At 44.5% G+C, this 17,047-nt stretch carries 13 protein-coding genes; 4 read left to right on the forward strand and 9 right to left on the reverse strand.

From position 1 onward, the window contains the following. Positions 1-70 precede the first annotated feature (70 nt). The 6 genes from G1O98_RS28910 to ftsH form a co-directional block, all read right to left on the reverse strand. Entirely contained in the window at positions 71-730 is a 660-nt protein-coding gene (locus G1O98_RS28910) for a dienelactone hydrolase family protein (RefSeq protein ID WP_163935387.1), read from the reverse strand. 90 nt (positions 731-820) lie between these two features. Then, positions 821-2,359 carry an amidohydrolase family protein gene (locus G1O98_RS28915; RefSeq protein WP_163935390.1) on the reverse strand — a complete coding sequence of 513 codons (1,539 nt, stop codon included), beginning with the start codon at positions 2,357-2,359 and terminating at the stop codon, positions 821-823. Between the two features lie 204 nt (positions 2,360-2,563). Continuing rightward, positions 2,564-3,931 (reverse strand): LLM class flavin-dependent oxidoreductase, encoded by a 1,368-nt coding sequence (locus G1O98_RS28920; RefSeq protein WP_163935394.1) that lies wholly within the window; start codon positions 3,929-3,931, stop codon positions 2,564-2,566. 255 nt (positions 3,932-4,186) lie between these two features. Beyond that, positions 4,187-5,551, reverse strand: coding sequence for an LLM class flavin-dependent oxidoreductase (locus G1O98_RS28925; RefSeq protein ID WP_163935397.1), 1,365 nt, complete (start codon positions 5,549-5,551; stop codon positions 4,187-4,189). A gap of 797 nt (positions 5,552-6,348) precedes the next feature. Further along, positions 6,349-7,263 carry a DUF928 domain-containing protein gene (locus tag G1O98_RS28930; protein ID WP_175586912.1) on the reverse strand — a complete coding sequence of 305 codons (915 nt, stop codon included), beginning with the start codon at positions 7,261-7,263 and terminating at the stop codon, positions 6,349-6,351. 463 nt (positions 7,264-7,726) lie between these two features. Then, the gene (gene ftsH, locus G1O98_RS28935; protein ID WP_163935400.1) at positions 7,727-9,655 is read right to left on the reverse strand and encodes an ATP-dependent zinc metalloprotease FtsH; all 1,929 of its coding nucleotides are present in this window, start codon (positions 9,653-9,655) and stop codon (positions 7,727-7,729) included. Between the two features lie 457 nt (positions 9,656-10,112). Between ftsH and G1O98_RS28940 the strand changes: the two genes are divergently transcribed. Beyond that, positions 10,113-10,658: an NADPH-dependent FMN reductase gene (locus tag G1O98_RS28940; protein WP_114080879.1), complete on the forward strand. Its 546-nt coding sequence runs from the start codon at positions 10,113-10,115 to the stop codon at positions 10,656-10,658. Positions 10,659-10,702: 44 nt separating this feature from the next. Here G1O98_RS28940 and G1O98_RS28945 read toward each other — a convergent pair whose 3' ends face one another. Beyond that, the gene (locus G1O98_RS28945) at positions 10,703-11,821 is read right to left on the reverse strand and encodes a ferrochelatase (RefSeq protein ID WP_163935404.1); all 1,119 of its coding nucleotides are present in this window, start codon (positions 11,819-11,821) and stop codon (positions 10,703-10,705) included. 376 nt (positions 11,822-12,197) lie between these two features. Between G1O98_RS28945 and G1O98_RS28950 the strand changes: the two genes are divergently transcribed. The 3 genes from G1O98_RS28950 (at position 12,198) to ilvB (ending at position 16,307) form a co-directional block, all read left to right on the forward strand. Beyond that, complete coding sequence (locus tag G1O98_RS28950; RefSeq protein ID WP_163935407.1) at positions 12,198-12,818, forward strand: hypothetical protein; 621 nt, start codon at positions 12,198-12,200, stop codon at positions 12,816-12,818. Positions 12,819-12,998: 180 nt separating this feature from the next. After that, a complete protein-coding gene (locus G1O98_RS28955) occupies positions 12,999-14,261 on the forward strand; it encodes an MFS transporter (RefSeq protein ID WP_163935409.1) in 1,263 nt (420 codons plus the stop codon). Between the two features lie 132 nt (positions 14,262-14,393). Further along, complete coding sequence (gene ilvB, locus G1O98_RS28960) at positions 14,394-16,307, forward strand: biosynthetic-type acetolactate synthase large subunit (RefSeq protein WP_163935412.1); 1,914 nt, start codon at positions 14,394-14,396, stop codon at positions 16,305-16,307. Positions 16,308-16,454: 147 nt separating this feature from the next. Here ilvB and G1O98_RS28965 read toward each other — a convergent pair whose 3' ends face one another. Both G1O98_RS28965 and G1O98_RS28970 read right to left on the reverse strand, forming a co-directional pair. Further along, positions 16,455-16,592, reverse strand: a complete 138-nt coding sequence (locus G1O98_RS28965; protein WP_163935415.1) for a DUF4351 domain-containing protein — start codon at positions 16,590-16,592, stop codon at positions 16,455-16,457. Positions 16,593-16,688: 96 nt separating this feature from the next. Beyond that, positions 16,689-16,865, reverse strand: a complete 177-nt coding sequence (locus tag G1O98_RS28970) for a hypothetical protein (protein ID WP_175586911.1) — start codon at positions 16,863-16,865, stop codon at positions 16,689-16,691. Positions 16,866-17,047: the final 182 nt, after the last annotated feature.

The following is a 17,047-nucleotide window of genomic DNA, read 5'->3' on the forward strand; positions in this document are numbered from 1 at the left end:
CTGCTTCCCTGCCCCCTGCTCCCTTGCTTCTTACCAAGTCTCTGAGCGCTGACTTTTGGGGTTTTGTGCCTCAGACAACTAAAGCAGTGTTGCGACGGCTCAGGGAAACTAGCCACTGTTGCAACTTCGGATCGCTGTATACTTCATCTGCAATAAAATGATCGCCTTCTGGCAACACTGTCAAATCGACTTTTCCGCCGACTTTGCGTAAGCGCTCAACAAAATTCTCTGTATCCTCTATTAGCAGATTTTTGTCTTGTCCACCTTGAAATATCTGAACGGGGATATCTTTGAGTGCAGCTAGTTCGCTTTCTCCAAGTGTCTTGGGTACACGTCCAGATACAGGTACTAGACCGGCGAACCGATTGGGATGCAAAGCAGCGATATGCCAGATCCCGGCCGAGCCTAAGCTAAACCCGGCTAATATCACCCGCGCTGGATCAACGGGCTGGGAAGCAATCAGTTCATCAAGCAAAGCCAGCACATCATCTGCTCGATCTGCCCAAGTTTGTTCAGTCGGAATCTGGGGTGCGGCGAAGACATAAGGTAATGAGTCGGATAAATCTACGAAACGAGGTAGACCCCATTTTAGTAGCACATTCAGATCCGTCCCGCGATCGCGTCCTCCATGCAGAAACAGTACTAAGGGTGCAGGTTGCTTGGCATTATCAGAAACAGGCGAGAAAAGATAAGGCAAGGAACCATTGTGAGAGCGTTGTTCAACAGACATGGTTGTAACTCCTAATTTATTTGGGCATGGGGCATTGGGCATGGGGCATTGATTTTTCCTCATCTCCTCCCCACGCCCTCATCTCGGCTTTTATGCCACCACCAGACTCTTGTCTACTTGTTTAAATTCGGTGTTACTTACCTTGGATTCGATCGCAGTACCCTTAAAGAAATCGGGGTTAGCTTGGGTGTAAAACTTGTAGGGATTAGCGAATACATAGGACTTAAAGTCGGCTTCGGAAATAACGCCTTCTTGAACCAAATCCCAGCTTTCAGCCAAGGGGGAAGTCAGGTCTGGTACATCCCAGTGACCAACATCGGAGGAATAGATGGCGTTGATTTTGACTCCCAAGGGATTGGCTTTGTCGTTGAATGCCGTCGCGATGGTGCGATCATCAGACTCGGAACCAAAGAAGAAACTGTTTACCCAGCGATCGCGGATGTCTTCAATTGTTTCAATCCCTGCTGCTGCAAAATCATCCAATTCGCTACCAATTGGCGCACGGCTATGACGGCTAAATGAAGCTCCCAGTACAGTCTTGGTCAATTCATCCTTATCGAGGGAATGCCCTTGAGTAATTTCTGCACCGTAGCGTTCAAATATTTCAAATAGCTCATCGGCATTTGTCAATGCTGGATTGTAATTTTCCAGTGCCTTGATATTCCGCTTGGAGAACCGATCTACCAAATGAATGTAGACGCGGGCACCCCAATCTGCACCACCTTCGAGCATCGCTACACGCAACTGTGGAAAACGCTTGGTAACACCACCGAAGAACAACGCCTTAGCAAAAGCTTCCGAACCATCAGCGAAGTGACCGATATGGTTGTTCATGTAGTTACTGATGGAGGAGCGTCCAGTCCAACCTTGGCTACCGTAATGGGTGGTGACGGGTACGCCTAGTTCCACGACCTTTGCCCAGAAGGGATCGTAGTCGTATTCACTATCTAGCCCATAGAAGTCGATATAAGACGCATACTTGGCGATTTCGGGGAATTTATCGGCTGGATATTTATCAGCGATCGCTTTAATCGGCCGTTTTACTCCGCCAGTGATATTAATCACTTTTAACCCAAGTGTTTTTACTGCAAACTCTAGCTCCTCAATGCCTTCTTGGGGATTGGTTAAGGGAATACCAGCTACCGGTGTCAGGCGATCGCTATATTTGCGGTAAATATCAGCATGATAATGATTAACCGCGCGTTGCAGTGCCTGACGATTCTCTGCACTGGCTCCAGCAGGTGCTAGGACATTATTCGGAAACAGCACGGAATAGTCTGAGCCTTGCTCCGCCTGACGTTCATAGAGCAATTCAGGAAGGGTGTAAGTAGCGAGATCCAGCGTATTTTTGGTAACTCTCGCCCACCAAGGCGATCGGATTGTGCGGTTGTATTGGCGTTCTTCAGGCGTTTGTTGATACCAATCTTTCCCGTTGCTCTTGGAGTTAAGACGGGAGGCTTCGGTTTTACGTAACTCATCTACAAGTTTCACGCCGCCGTACTTGGCGATGTAATCCTCAAACGCTGGTGTGAAATCATTGGTATGAACGTCGGTATCGATTACCGGATAATCAAGGGTTGCTCTGATTGCGGCGGAGCGTGAGGTCTTTAATCGGCTATATTCAGTCATGTTTTTTCCTTGCCTACGGCACAAAAATTACAGGTTTTTTTCAGCGTCCGATGCTGCTATTGACGAATACATTTTTTGTAGAGACGACGATTTATCGCGTCTCTCTACAATCGCGTGTCTCTACAATTTTCTAAATTCTGTAGGCGGCGATCTACAGAAGGTGCAGTTTAAAAGGTATGGCATAAGCATCTGTGAAAAATTTATTTACGCTACTACCAGGTTCTTGTCCACTTGTTTGGCAACAAAACCGTTACCTGGACGATGTAATCCCAGGTTTTCACGCAAGGTATTGCCCTCATATTCAGTACGGAACAATCCACGTTTTTGCAAGACGGGGATAACTAGGTTAACGAAGTCATCTAACCCTGTGGGGAGAATTGGCGGCATGATATTAAAGCCATCTGCTGCACCATTGCTGAACCATTCTTCTAACTGGTCAGCAATACTTTCAGGGCTACCAATAATGGTGCGATGACCGCGCGCGGTAGCGACAGAGAGATACAACTGACGCAGCGTTAGGTTGCCGCGATTGACGAGATCCGTCAGTAACTTGAGGCGGCTCTTACCGCCGTTGGTATCGCTGGGCAACGGTGGTGCAAGATCGTCGAGTGAATAGCCAGATAAATCGATGCCTTTATAACGTGTTTTGAGTAAGCCCCATGCCACCGATGGGTGAATTAACGATTGCAGGAATTCGTATTTTTCTTGGGCTTCTTCTTCAGTGCGTCCAATCACTGGGAACACACCCGGCATGATTTTCAAATCGTCTGGTTGGCGACCATATTTAGCCAATCGGCCTTTTACATCGGCATAAAATTCTTGCCCGTCTTCCAGGGTTTGGTTGGCAGTAAAAATAACTTCAGCAGTCTGTGCCGCCAGATCCCTACCGACTTCAGAAGCACCAGCTTGCACAATCACTGGATAACCTTGAGGCGGACGACCGACGTTTAAAGGGCCTTTGACAGAAAAATGTTTGCCTTTGTAGTTGAGTGTGTGCAGTTTATCTGGATCGAAATATACACCAGATTCTTTGTCGCGGATGAAAGCATCATCTTCCCAGCTATCCCACAAGCCTTTCACCACTTCCACAAACTCTTCGGCGCGTTCATAACGCTGGCTATGTTCCGGGTGATGCTCAAGTCCGAAATTACCGGCGGCATTCTCATTACCTGTGGTGACTACATTCCACGCCGCCCGACCGTTACTCAGATAGTCCAACGAGGCAAACTTCCGAGCAAGGGTATAAGGTTCTTCATAAGTGGTAGAAGCGGTAGCAACAAAGCCAATATGCTTGGTTAATGGTGCTAGTGCGGAAAATAGCGTCACTGGCTCAAACTTTGCTAATTTACCGTTGCGCTTCAGCACCTCCGGTTCACTATTGTCTTGTAAACTGGGGCTATCGGCAAGGAAAACCGCATCGAACAAGCCGCGTTCGGCAGTTTGGGTAATTTCTTTGTAATGCTCGAAATTTAGCCCAGCATCTGCTTGTGAATCGGGATGCCGCCAAGCTGATATGTGATGACCTGTAGCTTGAATGAATGCGCCTAAACGAAGTTTGCGTGTTGTAGTCATAAGCTTTTTTCTTATATTGCGTTAGCGGTAGCTTTACCTTTGGTATCGCTGTTTTGTGTATAGCTAATGACTTTTCATGGCTGCTTAAGCACAGTGCAGATATTAAAAGTCATGTAAGAATTCAGGAGTCAGAATTCAGAAGTCAGAATAGTTAAAGAATCAGAAGAATACTTCATACATAAATTTCCCGGTCATACTACATTCCTTTTAAATTCTGAATTCTGACTCCTGGGTGCTGAATTCTTACAAAGTCATTTACGCCAACACGAGGCTCTTGTCTACTTGTTTTGCAGCAAAACGATTGACCGGACGACGCAATCCTAGGTTTTCACGCAAGGTACCACCCTCGTATTCGGTACGGAACAGTCCGCGTTTTTGCAAGATGGGAACGACTTGGTTAACGAATTCATCTAATCCTGTGGGGAGAATTGGCGGCATGATATTAAAGCCGTCTGCTGCACCATTGTTGAACCATTCTTCTAACTGGTCAGCAATGGTTTCGGGTGTACCAAGGATGGTGCGATGTCCTCGTGCGGTGGCAAGAGAGAGATACAACTGACGCAGTGTGAGAGTGCCACGAGTTGCCAAATCTCTGACTAGTTTGAGACGACTCTTGTTAGTGTTGGTGTCGCTGGGCAGTTCGGGAGCCACATCATCTAGAGAATATTTCGACAGATCCACACCTTTGTAGTAGTTCTTTAAAATTCCCCAGGCGACATCAGGATGAATCAAAGATTGCAGAAATTCGTATTTCTCTTGAGCTTCTGCTTCGGTACGGCCAATGATTGGGAAGGCACCGGGCATAATTTTTAGATCGTCTGGCGATCGCCCATATTGTGCTAATCTCCCTTTCACATCAGCATAAAATTCTTGGGCATCAGCTAGGGTTTGATTGGCGGTGAAAATCACTTCGGCGGTGCGTGCAGCTAATTCCCGTCCAGATTCCGAGGCTCCAGCCTGAACAATCACGGGGTAGCCTTGAGGCGGACGACCGACGTTTAAAGGGCCTTGGACAGAAAAATATTTGCCTTTATGGTTGAGTGTATGCAGTTTGTCTGGATCGAAATAGACACCAGATTCTTTGTCACGGATAAAAGCATCATCTTCCCAGCTATCCCACAGTCCTTTCACTACTTCCACAAACTCTTCGGCGCGTTCATAACGCTGGCTATGTTCTGGATGATGCTCAAGCCCAAAATTACGGGCGGCGTTCTCATTGCCTGTAGTGACTACATTCCACCCTGCGCGGCCGTTACTCAAGTAGTCCAACGAGGCAAACTTCCGGGCCAAGGTGTAGGGTTCTTCATAAGTAGTCGAGGCGGTGGAAATGAAGCCAATGTTTTTGGTGACAGAGGACAAGGCTGAGAAAAGAGTGACCGGCTCGAAATGGGCGATTTTACCGTTGCGATACTGACTTTCTGGAGCGCCACCCCAAACTCCTGGGCTATCTGCTAGAAAAACTGCATCAAACAAGCCGCGTTCGGCAGTCTGGGTAATTTCCTTGTAATGCTCGAAATTCAATCCAGCATCTGCTTGTGCATCGGGGTGTCGCCAAGAGGATATATGATGACCGGTGGCTTGAACGAATGCACCTAAACGAAACTTGCGTGTTGTATTCATAAGCTTTTTTCTTTTCTATAGTGTGATTGCTGATTTGGGTATAGCTAATGGCTTTTCGTCTAACGTCAGTGTGCGATCGCTAATTCCTAACTGTTTGTAAAATCCTTATAACTACGTGGCATAGTATCTGATGAGTAGACAAAAATATGTTTGCTTTCAACTGCTGACATCCACCTAAAAAATACTCAAATGGCAGATTGATAAAATCCTTTCCATACAAAGTTTTGGGCTAGCATTTACTGCTAACTCCACACTGAATGTAATAATGGAATGCTTTCAAAGCAACTAAAATGTAGACTTCAGTTGCTCTATATGGAATGAAATAACCAAACTGTAAGTCAGGTTAATACCACAGCAAAACTAGGGTTGCTGCTGCTTGGCGCTCGAATTACCATAAATTTATGTAGCAATCTTACTCCGCAAATAGAGTCTACACGATGCATACAAAAAAATATGTACTGATGAACACAATATCATGGAAAACTAATTATTAGATAATCTAATATTAAGTATTGCAAACTAATTGTTCGATATCTCAGATTAACTGTCTCGTTTGCGATGACCTCCGGTCGGTCGGAGACCATTGCCTCCGGCGGGCGGGTACGCGATCGCAGCACACTTAAGAATGAGCGTCGTTTTTTGTAACATAAAATTGCGTAATACGCAACGTTAATACTTCTTAGATAAGACCAAAATACTTGTAGAGATGGCGATTTATCGCGTCTCAAAACATAATTACTATGAATGGTAAAAACCCGGCTTCTCTATCAAAACCGGGTTTTTAAGTAATTTTTAATTTATTTTTGAACAGTACAACAGGGCAATAAAGGCTTGTTTACAACTTCTTTAATCTCTACTGAATTCAACAAATCTTCCCAATATTTCTGAACTTCAGGATCGTTAGGACGCTGGCGGCGTAAATTAGCTAAAGTTCTGAGAGAATCTTCCCAAAATCCAGCAGTTGCAAATAGAACTGCACGATCCAAGTCTGTGTTTGGTTGGTTTAATTGAAGAGATAGATTTTCATCTTGCGATCGCACTATTGTACCTTCTACATAAGAGTCTTTATCGCGGTTGTTGGTATCACAAATCATTGAAAAAGTCCAACTATACTCTTTACCGATTTGTAGAGATGGCTGATTAGCAGGTACATTTACACTAACAATACCATTCTGCCCAACAGGTTTGAAAGTTCCTTTATACAATGGGTCGGAGCTATCATCATCCCGCAAAACAAATTCTAGTGCTTGTACTGTTGTCGAGGTTTGAGGAACATAGAAAAATAATGTGGGACGCTCTGCTGTGGTTCGTTGAGCTTCCTTATCTGTCGGTGTCAGAGGAATGATATTTTGTCCAGTTTGAAAGCAACTTCCTCGTGTTCCTGCTGACCTTACCCTACCAGGTCTACCTGGGACAAAGGCAATACGATTTCTACCGCGTTGGATGTAACTTGTAACATTTCTAATTGCAGAAGTAGCATATCTATCTCCAGGACGTAGCCGTTCTGCTTGCTGAAAATATCCTAAAGCTTTTCGATAGTTTCTCCGTTTGGTTTCGTTATAGCCGAGTTGCATATATTGCGTATAAGCAGATTTGGCTTGTGCCAGTTGGACAACCGACTCTGTTGCCAAAACCTGTGTAGTCATTACAGGTTCTAAAGGAAGAAATGCTAAAGCCGCAAGCAAATAGCTTGCCCAAAATCTATGTTTCATAATGTCTATTTCCACTTGTAGTACGTTGATTGGGTCTATATAATACAATACCTTAAGCTTTACAGTAGTAAGGCTTTATGTACCAGTTTGTGGAAATGCTGAGGTAGCCTTCCAATACGGTTCGGTTAAAGGGGAAAGGGAAAAGGGGAAAGGTTTTGAATAAATCCTTTACCCTTTATCCCTTTCTCTTTCCCCAGACCACAAGAAAAGTGAAAAATGCTTATCCGAACCGTATTGGGTAGCCTTCTACTTTTGCACAAGAAGATTCCCAAAATATTTTAGGACTTACGCAAAATTATATAGTGTAGAGGCAATTCATGTATTGCCCCTACACTGTGGGTCTATTTTCTATCAAAGTAATGATTAATAAAAATTTGAAACGACGTATTTACGTTATGTGTTCTTTAGAACTATTGTAGAGACATAGCAGTGCTAAGTCTCTACATTATTTTTCATCAGATGTCTAATGAGGTACAGCTAATTGTGCATCAGCTACTTGGGCGTTATCAACAACGATTTGGCGGAATGAATCGCCTTCAATTGTTTCTTCTTCTATTAACAAATCTACTAAACGTTCCAAAACTATGCGGTTTTCTTCCAACAGTTCTTTTGCTTTGATATAAGAGTTGTTGACAATTTCGCGTACTTGTGAATCAATTTTGGCGGCAATTTCTTCAGAATAGTCTGATTTATTCATCCAGTCGCGTCCTAAAAATACCTCTCCACTCTGGTTTTCCAGAGACAATGGGCCTAATTCTGACATCCCGAAGCGTGTCACCATCTGCCGCGCCATCCCTGTCACCTGTTGCAAGTCATTGCTTGCGCCTGTGGTAACTTCTGGCTTACCAAAAACGATTTCCTCGGCGGCGCGACCACCCAAAGTAGCAGTAATCCGGGATTTGAGTTGGGAACGGGAAACTAACCCCTGTTCTTCGTTAGGAGTAAACCAAGTTAATCCGAGTGCTTGCCCCCGTGGAATTAATGTAACTTTCTGCACAGGGTCATGGTCTTTGAGCAATGTGCCTACTAAAGCGTGTCCAACTTCATGATAGGCAATCAAACGTTTGCTCTTGCTGTCTACCAAGGCGGTACCTTCCATACCTGCAACGACTCTATCTACAGCAGCATCAATTTCTAAAATGGTGACAGCTTCTTTGCGTCTCCGAGCAGTGAGAATAGCAGCTTCGTTGAGTAGGTTGGCTAAGTCTGCGCCAGTAAATCCAGGAGTGCGACGAGCGATCGCTTCTAATGATACGCTAGGGTCAATTTTCTTATTGCGTGCGTGGACTTTCAAAATTTCCAGTCGCCCTTTGAGATCCGGTGCATCCACCATCACTTGTCTGTCAAAGCGTCCTGGTCTGAGCAGCGCTGCATCTAGAACATCTGGGCGGTTAGTGGCAGCAATAATAATAATGCCTGTGTTGCCTTCAAAACCATCCATTTCGGTGAGCAGTTGGTTGAGGGTTTGTTCGCGCTCATCGTTACCGCCACCGATACCAGCACCCCGTTGTCTACCTACTGCGTCAATTTCATCGATAAATATTAGACATGGGGCATTTTCTTTGGCTTTCTTGAAAAGGTCACGCACGCGAGATGCACCCACACCAACGAACATTTCCACGAATTCTGAACCGGAAATACTGAAGAATGGGACACCAGCTTCACCTGCGATCGCTTTTGCTAGTAAAGTTTTACCAGTACCAGGAGGGCCAATTAAGAGCACTCCTTTGGGAATCCGCGCACCTACAGCCGTAAATCTTTCTGGTTGTTTTAAGAAAGTAACAACTTCTTCAAGGTCTTCTTTAGCTTCTTCAACCCCGGCGACATCTTCAAATTTCACTCCGGTTTTGGCTTCCATTTGGAAACGAGCTTTGGATTTGCCGAAATTCATCGCTTGGCTAGAAGCATTTGTAGAGCGTCGGAGGAACAATAGCATTAAAGCTACCAGTGGCAAAATCCACATAAGATTAATCAACAGCCCAACAGCAGCTCGACTGTTAGCAGAGGAAACCTCGCCAAATTCAACATTCTTATCTTTGAGTATGTTAATTAACTCTGTGTTTTGTGCCAGAAGTCTCACCTGTTGCGGTGGCGTATTTTCCTTTTGCCCTTTGAGATAAACTCTGGCTAGCTGTTCGGTTTCGTCAAGCTCTACTTTTTGGATTTCTCCCGCCTTCGCTTTCTTAAGCAAATCACCATAGTTTAGAGAGGTACTAGAAGTATTAGAAGTACTCTCTGGTTTTTGTGCCAAGACGGGGCTACTCCCGAAAATTCCTGGTAACATAATCAAGCTAGCTGCGATGCCTACGGCGGGCAATGCCTTCGCACCAACCCAAGCAAATCGCTTTGATGACTGCCTTTTTACCAATGCTTTTTTTCCCAAATTTGTCATAATAATTACCCTTTGTCTGCTGGCACAAGTTGAGCTATGGTTTTATGCCTATTCTTCTACCAAAAATTGTAATAACTGGAAATTACACTTTTCTTATCTAGTCTAACTTCCACACAAAAGCATTCCCATGTTTCTCCGGTTATTACATAAATTTGAGCAACCTGGATAATTATTCTGGCTCCTAACTCAATACGGTTCGGATAAGCATTTTTCACTTTCCTTGTGGTCTGGGTAAGGGGTAAGGGGTAAAGGGTAAAAATTTATTCAAAACCTTTCCCCTTTCCCCTTTAACCGAACCGTATTGGCTCCTAACTCCTAACTTTTTCATCCTCAAATTTTCCAGCAGAGATTAATTTGACACATTTGGACACAAATCGCTAAGATAAACATAGTCATAACGATTCCGCTTTTTAAGAAATCTGGTGATAGTAGCTAGTTAATAGTTTGTAGGTTAATTATGGTGAGAATTGTTGGTATTGGTGGTAGTTTAAGACCAAACTCCTATACGCAGCTTGCTTTACAAGTAGCAGTGCAAAGGGTAGAAGCCCTTGGTGCAGAGGTAGAAATTCTTGATTTAAGACAGTTGCAGTTACCGTTTTGCACTGGCGCAAAAGAGTATCTAGAATACCCAGATGTTAAGCGGTTACAGGATACTGTCAGCCAGTCAGATGGATTAATTTTAGCCACACCTGAGTATCACGGTGGGGTTAGTGGTGTCCTGAAAAATGCTCTAGATTTGATGAGCTTTGAGCAACTGTCTGATAAAGTGACAGGACTAATCAGCGTATTGGGCGGTCAGTCAAATAGTAACGCATTAAATGACCTACGGCTAATTGTCAGATGGGTGCATGGTTGGGTAATTCCAGAACAAATTGCGATCGGACAAGCTTGGGGTGCATTCAGTCCTGAAGGCAAGCTAGTAGATGAGAAACTTTCTCAAAGATTTGATGAATTTGCTCAGAGTTTAGTTGATAACACTCGCAAGCTACGGGGCGTAAATTAGTTGTAGGGTGGGCAAAGCCAGACCCACCCTGATAAACTCAAAACTTAATGATGATGGTGGTGATGATGGTGATCTCCAGCGAGTTGGGGATTAACTGCCAAAGGTTGCTCTGACAACAACTCTGCAATATGATCATCAGCCCATTGGGCCACCATTGCCAAAAATTCTGGGCGATCGTTAACGCAAGCCATTTGTACGTAGTTCGTACCAGGATGCTGTTTCTCTAAAGCATGGATGATATGGTGTACATCCAATAGCGTTTCGTGGTTTTCTGTGGCAAAGCCAATTGGCATAAAAATTACCACTTTTGCACCCAACTGAATCAGGTTATTTGCAGCTTGCTCGGCGTTTGGCTGTGTCCAATCAATTAAGGGCGTGTCATGATTGAGCCAACCCACCGAGATTAAGGGATAGCGGTTAATCAACTTATCCCGAACTAAATCGTACATTGCTTCACTTTCAGCAATCCCAGAAGTAAAGCCTTTAGCTTTATGGGGACAGCCATGATTCATTAGCACAATGCCGATTTGAGAAGGGAGATAAGCTCCTGCTAATTCAGCAATTTTCTCTTCAACCAGATGAGCCATCAAATCGATGTAAGCTGGTTCGTTGAAGAAAGAAGGAATGTAACGCTGTGCTTTAACCCAGTGTTCCTCACCATCAGCCAACTCAACGAGAGCATTGTTAACTTGCTCGATCGCAATCCCACTAGTAAAGATAGAATCAACAACCAACAGTGGGTAAATTAGCAGCTTCTCGAAGCCTTGGTTTTTGATTTCTGCCAAGACTTGATTGGGTAGGAAAGGAGCGCAGAAGTTAAAAGCCTTGAAAACTTGAACCTTATCGCCCCATTTTTCTTGTAAATTCTTCTCAATCCCAGCCCGTTGCTGTTCAAAGATGGCGTTGTGTGGGGAAATAAAATCGTGGTGTGTATGTCCCCACTCGTGGCGGTCAAATAGCGCCAAAAGCTTTGCCAGAGGGGGATAAATCCAGGTCGGTACTGGTGCGAATTTGGCTGTCAGTAGATTTAAAGCCTGTTCGTTATAGTTGGCGAAATCTTCGTAGCTTTCGACTTCGCCGTAGCCCATAAGCAGTACGGCTACACGGTCTTTACCTGATAGATGCTCGTGGGTGTGTTGTACTTTTTCCGGCGTGGCAACCACAATTAGTTCCTCAATATAACCAGAGTGCAGAGAAATATAAAATAAGGGAATAGCTTACACATGTCCCTTCCTTACTTGTAACTTATTATCCCATCCAGGGGGATAGGATAGGTGGGGAAATCAAGATAATACATCAAAAGACATACAAAACTTACGTGGGGCATTGGGCATCCCTTCTCTGCGGGAGGCTCAGGGCAAGTGGCATGGAAAATTATACAGTTCGGTTAAGCCAAGAGACTTGATAAATCGCCGTCAAAACGAAGGATTGATTATTGTAGAGACGGCGATTTATCGCATCTTTGTGATTTAGAATCTTCATCAAAAAACCCTAACCCAACCGTAGAATTATCTTCCAATGCCCAATCAGAATAGACAGATGACTATAATTATTTGCCCTGGAATTCATGAACCAGACTTAACTGAAAGCTTTAAAGTCGGATTATTAGATATGGTTTCTAATGGCGCGATCACACATAATTACGCAAATATACTGGTTTATCCAGGTAAAGATGTTTTGGTTTTATCGGCGTTTCACATTTTGCAGTTTTTGCACGTTAGCGTAGCTCACCGCAGGTATAGCTTGACCGACTCTTTAAAATCACCAATTATATTCATTAGCTTTAGTGCTGGCGTAGTGGGGGCAATAGGGGCAGCGCATTTGTGGCAACTCTTGGGTGGTAGTGTCAAAGCTTTTATTGCTATAGATGGATGGGGAGTACCACTACAGGGTAATTTTCCGATTCATCGGATGAGTCATGATTATTTCACGCATTGGAGTTCCTGTTTGCTAGGTTGTGGGCAAAATAACTTTTATGCACAACCAGCAGTTGATCATTTGTCTATGTGGCGATGTCTAACGAAAAGCCCCTCTGAATCTACCTCCCAAGCTGTACAAGGCTGGTGGGTAGATTCATCCATTGAAATTTCTCCACCCAAAGGTTATCTGACAGCAGCTGAGTTTTTGCTTATGCTGTTAAAGCGCTATGAAGCAAATTAGTCCGGACAATAGAATTATGAGTTAGGAGTTAGGAGTGGGGAAGGGAAAAGGTTACAGGTGATAGCGTACAGGGGACAGTCAAGAAAAACTATACCCCATAGCCCATAGCCCATAGCCCATACCCAATGCCCAATATCCCATTCCCCATGTCCCATCTACCCAAAGAAAGAAAGTATCTAAATGTTTCCAACTGAACCAGCTGCTGTTAATAACGGGTTTGGCGCACTGCTAAAAAACCGTGGTTTTATGCTCCTGTGGATTGGACAACTAGTGTCCCAGTTAGCAGATAAGGTTTTCTTCGTTTTGATGATTGCTCTCTTGGAGAACTATTCACCGCTTCCTGGGTTGGCACAAAACTCGATGTACTCAACTTTGATGCTGTCCTTTACAATACCAGCAATTTTGTTCGGCTCTGCTGGTGGTATCTTTGTTGACCGCTTGCCAAAAAAGCTAATTATGGTTGGCTCAGATGTTGTGCGGGGAATATTAACACTGTGTCTTCCCTTGTTACCAAGACAGTTTCTGATTCTATTAATTCTGACTTTTGCCATCTCTACAGTGACGCAGTTTTTTGCACCAGCTGAACAAGCAGCCATTCCCCTGTTGGTGAAGCGAGAGAATTTGTTAGCAGCCAATGCGCTGTTTACCAGCACGATGATGGGAGCTTTAATTGTTGGCTTTGCTATCGGAGAGCCGATTTTGAGTTTGGCGAAAAGCTGGATGGGAGAAGAATACGGTCAAGAGCTTGTGGTTGGTGGATTATACATATTGTCGGCTGCAATCATGCAACCGATTAAGTTTAAAGAACCCAAACGACTGAGGGAACATCGGGCATCAAATAACCCTTGGGCTGAATTCACTGAAAGCCTGCGCTATCTCAAGAAAAACCCTTTGATCTTGAACGCTATGCTGCAACTAACAACTTTATATTGTGTGTTTGCAGCGTTAACAGTGCTGACAATCCGATTAGCTGAAGAGTTTGGTTTAAAAGAAAAACAGTTTGGCTTTTTCTTAGCAGCAGCAGGGGTGGGTATGGTATCTGGTGCAGCGATTTTAGGTCACTGGGGTGATAAATTGCATCACAAACCCTTACCTTTAATTGGATTTTTGATGATGGCACTAGTTTTAGGGGTGTTCACTTTTACGCACAACTTATTACTGGCGCTAGCACTCTGTGCATTTTTGGGTATAGGTGCTGCCCTAATTGGCGTACCCATGCAAACTTTAATTCAACAGCAAACACCATCTACCATGCACGGTAAAGTATTTGGCTTTCAAAATCATGCCGTAAACATCGCTCTGGCGTTACCCCTAGCAATTACTGGGCCATTAACTGATGTTTTGGGCTTGCGAACTGTGCTGGTAGCAATGAGTGTTGTTGTTGTTGTTGTAGGTGTTTGGGCTTGGAAAAATACCCGCAATGTCTTGCAAGACGTAATTTAATTAATGTAGGCTAATAATCTATCTTTATATCTAATATAAAAATTAATCAGGTTTTCATTGAAGTTTTCAACTAAAATGAAATCTTAACTACAGAATTCAGCATTAACTTTAGCTATAGTCTGAGGTTTGACCGTGCGTTCACGAAGTGTCTCCGCAGGAGAATCGCTCTCCCAAATTAGTCTCCCACAAACTGAGAATCACAAACAGTCTCGTGCTTCTAGCGCGCCAATCTTGCCCAAACGTGCATCTGGCGGTTTTGCTCTACTTGACAGCCTTCATCGCCACGGCGTTGATTATATTTTTGGTTATCCTGGTGGGGCAATTCTACCAATTTATGACGACCTGTATAAGGTGGAAGCAACTGGTGCTATTAAGCACATTCTCGTGAGACACGAACAAGGCGCAGCCCACGCCGCAGACGGTTACGCCCGTGCAACTGGGAAGGTAGGAGTATGTTTTGGCACTTCTGGCCCAGGAGCAACCAACTTGGTGACAGGGATCGCCACCGCCTACATGGATTCAATCCCAATGATTGTGGTTACGGGGCAGGTAGCACGTCCGTCCATTGGTACAGATGCCTTTCAGGAAACCGATATTTACGGCATTACGCTACCCATCGTGAAGCACTCTTATGTAGTGCGTGATCCCAAAGATATGGCGCGAATTGTCGCCGAAGCTTTCCACATCGCTAGCACTGGACGACCAGGGCCAGTTTTAATTGATGTCCCCAAGGATGTAGCTTTAGAAGAATTTGACTATGTACCTGTAAAACCAGGTTCAGTAAAGTTACGCGGTTATCGTCCTACGGTGAAGGGAAATCCCCGGCAAATTAATGCTGCAATTCAGTTGATTACTGAAAGTCGCCGTCCTCTACTGTATATCGGTGGTGGTGCGATCGCAGCTGGTGCCCATGAAGAAATCAAAGAACTAGCTGAATTATTCAACATTCCTGTCACCACCACCTTAATGGGGATCGGTGCCTTTGACGAACATCATCCCCTAGCTTTGGGAATGTTGGGGATGCATGGCACAGCTTACGCTAACTTTGCTGTGAGTGATTGTGACTTGCTGATTTGCGTCGGCGCTAGATTTGACGATCGCGTTACAGGCAAATTAGACGAATTCGCCTCTCGCGCTAAAGTCATTCACATCGACATCGATCCCGCAGAAGTCGGCAAAAACCGCGTTCCCGAAGTGCCCATTGTCGGCGATGTGCGGAACGTCTTAGTAGACTTGTTGCGTCGCTGCAAAGAAACAGGGGTTAAGGCGACACCTAATCAAAACCAAGAATGGTTAAATTTAGTTAACCGTTGGCGCGATGAGTATCCTCTAATAGTGCCGCATCACGCCGACAGCATTTCACCCCAAGAAGTGATTGTAGAAGTCAATAGCCAAGCACCCAACGCTTTCTACACCACAGATGTGGGACAACATCAAATGTGGGCAGCACAATTCCTCAAGAATGGCCCAAGGCGCTGGATTTCTAGCGCTGGTTTGGGAACGATGGGTTTTGGCTTACCTGCTGCAATGGGCGCGAAAGTGGCATTTCCTGATGAAGAAGTCATCTGTATTAGCGGTGATGCCAGTTTCCAAATGTGTTTGCAGGAACTTGGTACACTTGCACAGTATGGAATAAATGTCAAGACAATAATTATCAATAACGGCTGGCAAGGAATGGTGCGCCAGTGGCAGCAAGCCTTCTATGGTGAGCGTTACTCATGCTCCAATATGGAAGTAGGAATGCCAGACGTAGAGTTATTGGCAAAAGCTTATGGGATTAAGGGTATGGTAATCAGCGATCGCAGTCAATTAAAAGATGCGATCGCCGAAATGCTGGCACACAAAGGGCCAGTAATCTTAAATGTCCACGTCACCAGAGACGAAAACTGCTATCCAATGGTAGCTCCAGGCAAGAGCAACGCTCAAATGGTCGGTTTGCAGAAGCAACCGCCCAAAGCAGCAGCAGAGCCAGTTTATTGTAGTAACTGCAATGCCAAAAATGCTCCTAACCACAACTTCTGTGCTGAGTGTGGGACGAAGCTGTAACGCTTTTTGATAATTCAGACTAGAGATGTAGGGGAGCAAAGAGAAGGGGAGAAAGATACAGGAATTCCCCTAATTCTGCTCCCTTTCCTTTTGCGTAGAGATAGCTTAATCTTCCTGATTGGGTTGAGGTAAAAAGATATTTCCTAATTAATTCACTAAATCGCTTTGACTGGAGAAATCTAACAGCGCCTCAGCTAAGTCTTCTAGTTGAGCAATGGATAATGTGCAAATCTGCTTTTCTATCTCTGGTTCAATTGCAGCAAAGCGTCGTGTCAAAAGACGCATAATCAGTTGTAGCACCTCACAGCAGTAGCGACTTGAGTTAATAAGTCTGCGGGTGAGTCGGTTCTGGCTAATGTCGCCAGTGGTAAAAGTGCAGGGTTAGCTAGCAGTGGTGTGGGATCTTCTTACTTCGCCAGGATTAGCGGTTGGTAGTAGTTGACTCCAGTCTCCAACACTTGCATAGCCAATTACCTGCAAATAGTGAATTGTACTGGTGACGGCTTTCGAAGAACCAATCAATAAGTGTTTAATTGCTTCTCTATTAGAGAATCGCATTTGAGCAGATTGTTTTTGCTGTTTGAGAATAAGTGGAATTAGTAACTGCGAACGCTAAATCAGCAAATGTAAACGCCCAATCAACAAATGCGAACGCTAAATCAGCAAATGCGAACGCCAAATCAACAAATGCGAACGCCAAATCAACAAATGCGAACGCCAAATCAACAAATGCGAACGCC

Origin of the sequence: Nostoc sp. UIC 10630 (assembly GCF_010747425.1) — a bacterium.
Classification (GTDB): domain Bacteria; phylum Cyanobacteriota; class Cyanobacteriia; order Cyanobacteriales; family Nostocaceae; genus Nostoc.

What these genes read in the sequence shown, in the direction of transcription:
- G1O98_RS28910 (WP_163935387.1), bottom strand. Translation starts at nt 730, where the DNA reads ATGTCTGTTGAACAACGCTCTCACAATGGTTCCTTGCCTTATCTTTTC.
- G1O98_RS28915 (WP_163935390.1), bottom strand. Translation starts at nt 2,359, where the DNA reads ATGACTGAATATAGCCGATTAAAGACCTCACGCTCCGCCGCAATCAGA.
- G1O98_RS28920 (WP_163935394.1), bottom strand. Translation starts at nt 3,931, where the DNA reads ATGACTACAACACGCAAACTTCGTTTAGGCGCATTCATTCAAGCTACA.
- G1O98_RS28925 (WP_163935397.1), bottom strand. Translation starts at nt 5,551, where the DNA reads ATGAATACAACACGCAAGTTTCGTTTAGGTGCATTCGTTCAAGCCACC.
- G1O98_RS28930 (WP_175586912.1), bottom strand. Translation starts at nt 7,263, where the DNA reads ATGAAACATAGATTTTGGGCAAGCTATTTGCTTGCGGCTTTAGCATTT.
- ftsH (WP_163935400.1), bottom strand. Translation starts at nt 9,655, where the DNA reads ATGACAAATTTGGGAAAAAAAGCATTGGTAAAAAGGCAGTCATCAAAG.
- G1O98_RS28940 (WP_114080879.1), top strand. Translation starts at nt 10,113, where the DNA reads ATGGTGAGAATTGTTGGTATTGGTGGTAGTTTAAGACCAAACTCCTAT.
- G1O98_RS28950 (WP_163935407.1), top strand. Translation starts at nt 12,198, where the DNA reads ATGACTATAATTATTTGCCCTGGAATTCATGAACCAGACTTAACTGAA.
- G1O98_RS28955 (WP_163935409.1), top strand. Translation starts at nt 12,999, where the DNA reads ATGTTTCCAACTGAACCAGCTGCTGTTAATAACGGGTTTGGCGCACTG.
- G1O98_RS28965 (WP_163935415.1), bottom strand. Translation starts at nt 16,592, where the DNA reads ATGCGTCTTTTGACACGACGCTTTGCTGCAATTGAACCAGAGATAGAA.
- G1O98_RS28970 (WP_175586911.1), bottom strand. Translation starts at nt 16,865, where the DNA reads ATGCGATTCTCTAATAGAGAAGCAATTAAACACTTATTGATTGGTTCT.